Annotated in this window: 7 protein-coding genes; all 7 read left to right on the forward strand. The window is 73.5% G+C overall.

Annotated elements, in window-relative coordinates; translation table 11 throughout:
* The coding region (locus AB1578_02885; GenBank protein ID MEW6486842.1) for an SPASM domain-containing protein at nucleotides 1-791 on the forward strand (791 nt) is incomplete at its 5' end.
* Nucleotides 788-1,924, forward strand: coding sequence for an aminotransferase class V-fold PLP-dependent enzyme (locus AB1578_02890; protein MEW6486843.1), 1,137 nt, complete (start codon nucleotides 788-790; stop codon nucleotides 1,922-1,924). The genes AB1578_02885 and AB1578_02890, both read left to right, overlap by 4 nt.
* Before the next feature lie 162 nt (nucleotides 1,925-2,086).
* Nucleotides 2,087-3,400, forward strand: a complete 1,314-nt coding sequence (locus tag AB1578_02895; protein ID MEW6486844.1) for a PhoH family protein — start codon at nucleotides 2,087-2,089, stop codon at nucleotides 3,398-3,400.
* A 123-nt stretch (nucleotides 3,401-3,523) separates the two neighbouring features.
* Nucleotides 3,524-4,552, forward strand: a complete 1,029-nt coding sequence (tsaD, locus tag AB1578_02900) for a tRNA (adenosine(37)-N6)-threonylcarbamoyltransferase complex transferase subunit TsaD (GenBank protein ID MEW6486845.1) — start codon at nucleotides 3,524-3,526, stop codon at nucleotides 4,550-4,552.
* Between the two features lie 118 nt (nucleotides 4,553-4,670).
* The gene (gene rsmA, locus AB1578_02905) at nucleotides 4,671-5,543 is read left to right on the forward strand and encodes a 16S rRNA (adenine(1518)-N(6)/adenine(1519)-N(6))-dimethyltransferase RsmA (protein ID MEW6486846.1); all 873 of its coding nucleotides are present in this window, start codon (nucleotides 4,671-4,673) and stop codon (nucleotides 5,541-5,543) included.
* Nucleotides 5,544-6,500, forward strand: coding sequence for a homoserine kinase (locus AB1578_02910; GenBank protein MEW6486847.1), 957 nt, complete (start codon nucleotides 5,544-5,546; stop codon nucleotides 6,498-6,500).
* Nucleotides 6,497-6,739: lipoate--protein ligase family protein (locus AB1578_02915; protein MEW6486848.1), on the forward strand; the 243-nt coding region annotated here is incomplete at its 3' end. The genes AB1578_02910 and AB1578_02915, both read left to right, overlap by 4 nt.

Raw genomic sequence — 6,739 nt, forward strand, 5'->3', positions numbered from 1 at the left:
CGCCGGGGGGCGCCGCCGCGGCGGGCCGGGGCCCCCGGCTCACCGTGCTGGGCGAACCGGAAGCCTTGCTCGCGGCCTTGGAGGCACTGGGGCCCCAGGCGCTGGCCGGGTGCGAGCTCCAGATGCTGCCTCCCTTCGAACCCGAGCTCGCCGTGGAGGAGCTCGCGGCGGTCACCCGGCGGCTGGTCCCCTCCCTGTGGTCCACGCCCGGGGGGTTGGGCGCGTTGGCCGAGGCCCTGGAGATGGCCCGGAGCCACCGGCTGGCGGCGGTAGCGGTGCTGAATCCCCCCGCCCCGGCCCCCGCCCTCGGCCCCGCGGATCGGTCCGCGGCGGCGGGGATTTGGAGGGCGCGGGGTGGCCGCGGGCTGGAGCTTCGGTGCCACGACCTCTTCCTTGCCGAGGAGCTCGGGCTCTCCCCCTTCGAGGGGTACCGGGGCTGCCAGGCGGCGGGGGCCCTGGCCCACGTGACGGACCGGGGGCGGCTGACGGCGTGCCGCACGATCCCCCCGGAGGCGGGCGACCTGGGGGACCTGGCCGTGCACTCCCTGGCCGAGCTCTGGTCTGGGGCCGGCCGCCGGGAGCTGAGGGAGCGCCTGGCGGCCCCACCGGACCCCTGCGCCCCCTGCGCCCTGGCGGCCACCTGTGCCGGAGGCTGCCGGGGCCTCTCCCCCGCGCTGGGGCGAGACCCTTCGTGCCCCGGGACACGGGGGTGTGGTACCCGGACGGACACGGACGAGCACGGACCACCACGGACCACGGACAACGGCCCACTGACCGCGAGCCCCTCTTGATCTACCTCGACAACGCCGCCAGCTCCCACCCCAAGCCGCCCGCCGTGTACGAGGCGGCGGACCGGGCCCTGCGCCTGGGGGCCAATCCCGGGCGCTCGGGGCACCGCTCCGCCCTGGAGGCAGCCCGACTCGTGCTCGAGGCCCGGGAGGCGGTGGGCGAGCTGCTGGGCGTCCCGGACGCCTCCCGGGTGATCTTCACCCTCAACGGCACCCACGCCCTCAACCTGGCACTCAAGGGAGCTCTGGGGCCGGGGGACCACGTGGTGACCACCCGGATGGAGCACAACAGCGTGGCGCGGCCCCTTGCGGCGCTGGAGCGGCGAGGCGTCGCCGCGACCTGGGTGGAGGGGCGGCCCGACGGCACGGTGCCCGTGGGCGCCCTGGAGCGGGCGCTTCGGCCCGAGACTCGGCTCGTGGCCCTCTGCCACGCCTCCAACGTCTCGGGCACCCTCCAGGATGCCGAGGCGGTGGGGGATCTGTGCCGGCGCAAGGGAGTCCTGTTCCTCCTGGACGCCGCCCAGACCCTGGGAGCGATTCCCCTGGACCCCCAGCGCCTGGGGGTGCACCTCCTGGCGGCCCCGGGCCACAAGGGGCTCCTGGGGCCCCAGGGCACGGGCCTGCTCTACGTGGCTCCGGAGGTCGCCGTGGAGCCCCTCTCGGAAGGGGGCACCGGGAGCCAGAGCGAGGAGCGCTCCATGCCCGAGGAGATGCCCGAGGCGCTGGAGGCCGGAACGCTCAATACCCCCGGGCTCGCGGGGCTCGCAGCGGGCGTCGGGTACCTGCGGGAGCGCGGTGTGGCGTCGATCCGCCGGGCCGAAGAGGAGATCCTCGGCTACCTCCTACCCGAGCTCGCCGCGATTCCCGGTTTGGTCCTCTACGGACCCCGCGACCCCGGCCGGCGGGTGGCGGTGGTCTCGTTCAACCTGGAGGGTCGCGACGGCGCCCACGTGGGCTTTGCCCTGGACGAGCTCTACGGCATCGCCGTGCGGGTGGGCCTCCACTGCGCCCCCGACGCCCACAAGACCCTCGGGAGCTTCCCCGCCGGCTCGGTGCGGGCGAGCTTCGGCCCCTTCAACACGCTGGCCGACGCCGAGGCCCTGGTGCGGGCGGTCCGGGAGCTGGCGGCCCTGTGAGGGGGGGATTGCGATAGAGCCCCACGGACGAACACGGACCGGCCCGGACGGGCTCGGACAGAAACGGCCCCGGCCTTTGTCCGTGTCGGTCCGTGGGTGTCCGTGTCGGTCCGTGCAGATCCTCTGCCCACCCTTCGCCCCAACCCTAGCCGAGGAGCCCCCATGAAGAAGAACTATGTCCTCGACACCAACGTGCTCCTCCACGACCCCGACGCCCTGGTGGTGTTCGAGGACAACAACCTCAACATCCCCATCACCGTGATCGAGGAGATCGACCGGTTCAAGAAGAACTCGGACGAGATCGGGCGAAACGCCCGGCACGTCTCCCGGTTCCTGGACGAGCTGCGGCTCCAGGGCGACCTGAAGGCCGGCGTGGCCAACGACAAGGGGGGGCGCGTGCGGGTGCGCTTCGGGCGGGAGTTCGCCGACCGTCTCCCCGCCGAGCTCTCGGTGGGCAAGGGGGACAACCGCATCCTCGCGGTCTGCCTCTCCCTGCAAGAAGAGGAGCCCGAGCTCCCGGTGGTGTTCGTCACCAAGGACACCAACCTGCGCATCAAGGCCAACGTGTTGGGGATCAACGCCGAGGACTACGAGCGGGGCAAGGTGAGCCTGGAGGAGCTCTACACCGGCACCGCGGAAGCCACCGTGGCCCGGGCTTCGGTGGACCAGCTCTTCCGGGAGGGCGGCACCCAGGTGGAGGGCGACCTGTTCGCTAACCAGTTCGTGTGCCTGCTCGACGAGACCAACCCGAGCCACACCGCCCTGGGCCGGCACCGGGGCCAGGGCCGGGTCACGCCGCTTCGCATCCCCAAGGAGCCCATCTGGGGCATCCAGCCCCGCAACCGGGAGCAGCGCTATGCGCTCGACGTGCTCCTGGACGACGAGATCAAGCTCGTCACCCTGGTCGGGAAGGCGGGCACGGGAAAGACTCTTCTGGCCATCGCCGCGGGGCTGCAGAAGGCGGTGGAGGAGCAGGTGTACAAGCGCCTGCTCGTCTCCCGGCCCATCTTTCCCATGGGGCGCGACATCGGCTTCCTGCCCGGCGACGTGCAGGAAAAGCTCCGGCCCTGGATGCAGCCCATCTTCGACAACGTGGACTTCCTCTTCGCCGGCAGCCAGGGGCGCGACGGCAAGCGGACCCGGGGCTACCAGGAGCTCATCGAGATGGACCTCATGGCCCTGGAGCCCCTCACCTACATCCGGGGCCGCTCGATCCCCTACCAGTACCTCATCGTGGACGAGGCCCAGAACCTCACCCCCCACGAGATCAAGACCATCATCACCCGGGCAGGGGAGGGGACCAAGATCGTGCTCACCGGCGACCCCTACCAGATCGACAACCCCTACATCGACTCCACCTCCAACGGCCTCACCTACTGCGTGGAGCGCTTCAAGGGTCAGGTCCTTGCCGGCCACGTGACCCTCGCCAAGGGCGAACGCAGCGCCCTCGCGGAGCTGGCGGCGAATGTGCTGTGAGGGACGGGCATGGGGCGGAGGGCATGGGGCAGGGGGCAGGGGGCAGGGGGCAGAGATGATTCGGACTCCGCATAGGTCCCATAGCTCCCATACGTCCCATCACGACCCCAGGAGACCCCGCCCGTGACCGGCGAAACCCTGATCCTCGCCCTCGAGACCTCCTGCGACGAGACCGCGGCGGCGGTGCTGCGGGGCGAGCGCGACGTGCTCTCCGATGTGGTGGCGAGCCAGGTGGATCTGCACGCCGAGTACGGGGGGGTGGTGCCGGAGCTCGCCTGCCGCGCCCACGCCGAGGCCGTGGTTCCGGTGGTGGAGCAGGCCCTGGCGCGGGCGGGGGCAGCCCTGGAAGACCTGGACGCCGTGGCGGTCACCCAGGGCCCGGGGCTCGCGGGGGCGCTCCTGGTGGGGCTCTCGTTTGCCAAGGCCCTGTGCTGGGCCCGGGGCAAGCCCCTGGTGCCGGTCAACCACCTGGAGGCCCACCTGGCGGCGGCCTACCTGGAGGGGGAGGTGCCCCTGCCCTTCGTGGGGCTGGTGGCGTCGGGGGGGCACACGGCTCTCTATCTCTCCCCCGCCCGGGGGGAGTACCGCTGCCTGGGGCAGACCCTGGACGACGCCGCGGGGGAGGCCTTCGACAAGGTGGCCAAGCTCCTGGGCCTGGGGTACCCGGGCGGAGTCCACATCGACCGGCTCGCCCGCCAGGGGGACCCGGCGCGGTTCTCCTTCCCCCGCCCCTTCCTGCGGGCGGAGCACCTGGACTTTTCGTTCTCGGGCCTCAAGACCGCGCTTCGCACCCACTGGGAGAAGCACCCCGAGGGGCTGGCGGGGAAGGACCTCTGGGACACCTGCGCCTCCTTCCAGGAAGCGGTGGTGGACACCCTGGTGGAGAAGGCCCTGCGGGCCGCCCAGCGGGAGGGGGCCCGGGGCCTGGTGGCCTGCGGGGGAGTGGCCTGCAACGGCCGCCTGCGCGAGCGCCTGGTCGCCGAGGCCTCGGCCCGAGACCTCGCCCTGGTGGTCCCGCGCCCCCGCTACTGCACCGACAACGCGGTCATGGTGGCAAGCGCCGGCCGCCACCGGTTCCTCCTGGGGGTGCGGGGGGGCCTGGATTTGAACGCGATCCCCACCTGGCCCCTGGGCACGGAGCAGGGGGTATAGGGCATGGGGCATGGAGCATGGAGCATGGAGCATGGAGCATGGAGCATGGAGCATGGCGTTCCTCCTCGGTCCTTGGGGTCCTTGCGGTCCCTTGGGTCCTTTCGCGATCGAGGAAGCCGTGAAACCGGGTAGTCCCGGGGAGCTGACGCCGCCGGCCGGTCGCCCGCGGCCCCCGCGGCCCAGGAAGAGCCTGGGGCAGCACTTCCTCTCGGACCCGGGGATTCTCCGGAAGATCGTGGAGGGGGCTGGGGTGGGGCCGGGAGAGCGGGTCCTGGAGATCGGGCCGGGGCCCGGAGGGCTGACCCGGGCGCTCGTGGCCGCGGGGGCCCGGGTGTGGGCGCTGGAGGCCGACCCCCGGATGGTCGCTCACCTGGAGGCGCAGGGGCTCCCGGGGCTGCACGTCCGGCTGGCCGACGCCCTGGCGGCCGACTATCCTGCCCTGGCCGCGGAGGCCGGGGGGCCCTTTCGCCTGGTGGCGAACCTCCCCTACAATATCTCGGGACCCCTCCTGGCGCGCCTCCTGCGCCAGCGAAGCGCGTTCACGTCGTTGACGCTCATGCTCCAGCGGGAGGTGGGCGAGCGGCTTCTCGCGCCCCCCGGCACCCGCCAGCGGGGCTCCCTGAGCGTGCTCGCCCAGATCTTCTGCCGGTTGGGGCTCGTGCTGCGGGTGGCCCCCGGCTCGTTTCGCCCGCCCCCCAAGGTGGAGTCGGTGGTGCTGCGCCTCGACGTGCGGCCCGCGCCTGCCCGGGCGCCCCGGGACGAGGACGCCCTGTGGACCGCCGTGAGGGCCTGCTTCGGCCAGCGGCGCAAGATGCTGCGGAACCCCCTCAAGGCCCTGGCCGGCGAGGACCTGGAAGCCGTCCTCTCCGTGGCGGGGCTCAGCGGGCGCGAGCGACCCGAGAGCCTGACCGGCGAGGCCTGGATCGCCCTGGCGGACGCCCTGGCGGAGCGCGCGCTGGCCCCGGGCGGCCTCCCCGCGGAGGAGCCCTGAGTGGCGGTCTACACGCCCCTGGAGGCAGCGGAGGTCGGGGCCCTGTTGACGGAGTTTGGGCTCGGGCCCCTGGAGAAGCTCGAACCGATCCCCCAGGGCATCGAGAACACCGTGTATCGGGTATGGGCCGGGGGCCGGGCGCTCGTGCTCACGGTGTTCGAGCGGGACGACGCCGAGCGGGTGGAGGCGGTCTTGCGGCTCACCGGCGCCCTGGCGGGGCAGGCAGTCCCCTGCGCGGCCCCGATCCAGGGCCCCGGAGGCCCCCTGGCGCGGGTGCGGGGAAAGCCGGCAGCCCTGGCGCCCTTCGTGGAAGGCCGGGTGATTCCGACTCCCAGCGAGCCGCACCTCGAGGCCCTGGGGGCCGCTCTGGCGCGGCTGCACACGGCGAGAGCCGACCGGGGCTTCGAGGGCGCCGGACCCCACCGGGCAGCCGTCCTCGTGCCCCTGGCCCGCCGGCTCGCCCAGCAGGTGCGGGAGCGGGATGCCGGGCTCGCCGGTCTCCTGGAGGACGAGGCGCACCACCAGGAGGGCGTGGCCGAGGAGGGCCTGCCCTGGGGTCTCCTCCACGGCGACCTCTTCCTCGACAACGTGCTCTTCGACCCCGACCGGCCGGCGGTGCGGGCCCTCCTGGACTTCCAGATGGCCGGCATCGGGCCCTGGGTGTACGACCTGGCGGTGATCCTGCTGGATGCCGGGTGGAGCGCAGGGGCCATCGAGGGCGATCGCGCGCGGGCCCTGCTTCGGGGCTACCGCGCCGTGCGACCGGTGGCGGGCGAGGAGTTCCGCTGCCTTCCCGACTATCTGCGCCGGGCGGCCCTGCGGTTTCTGTGCCTGCGCCTGGAGCGGTTCGTGGTGGCCGCTCGGCCCATGGCCGCGGGGCAGGGCAAGGACCCCGGCGAGGTCGCCGAGAAACTTCGCACCCTGCGCCGGGGATCCCGCCGGGGGACCTGGGGGTGAGCGTGCAGGAGCTCGATCAGGACCTCCTGGCCCGGGCGCAGGAGGGCCAAGGCCCCCTGGTGCGGGTGTGGGAACCCCGCGCGCCGGCCGTGGTCCTGGGGCGCAGCAACCGGGCCGAGCGGGAGGCCGACCTGGGCGCCTGCGCTGCGGACGGCGTGCCGGTCTTGCGGCGGCGGGGCGGCGGCGGGGCGGTGGTCCTGGCCCCGGGGTGTCTGGTGGCGAGCTTCGCCCGCGCCGTC

It is taken from the genome of Thermodesulfobacteriota bacterium, assembly GCA_040756475.1.
Taxonomy (GTDB): Bacteria; Desulfobacterota; Deferrisomatia; order Deferrisomatales; family JACRMM01; genus JBFLZB01.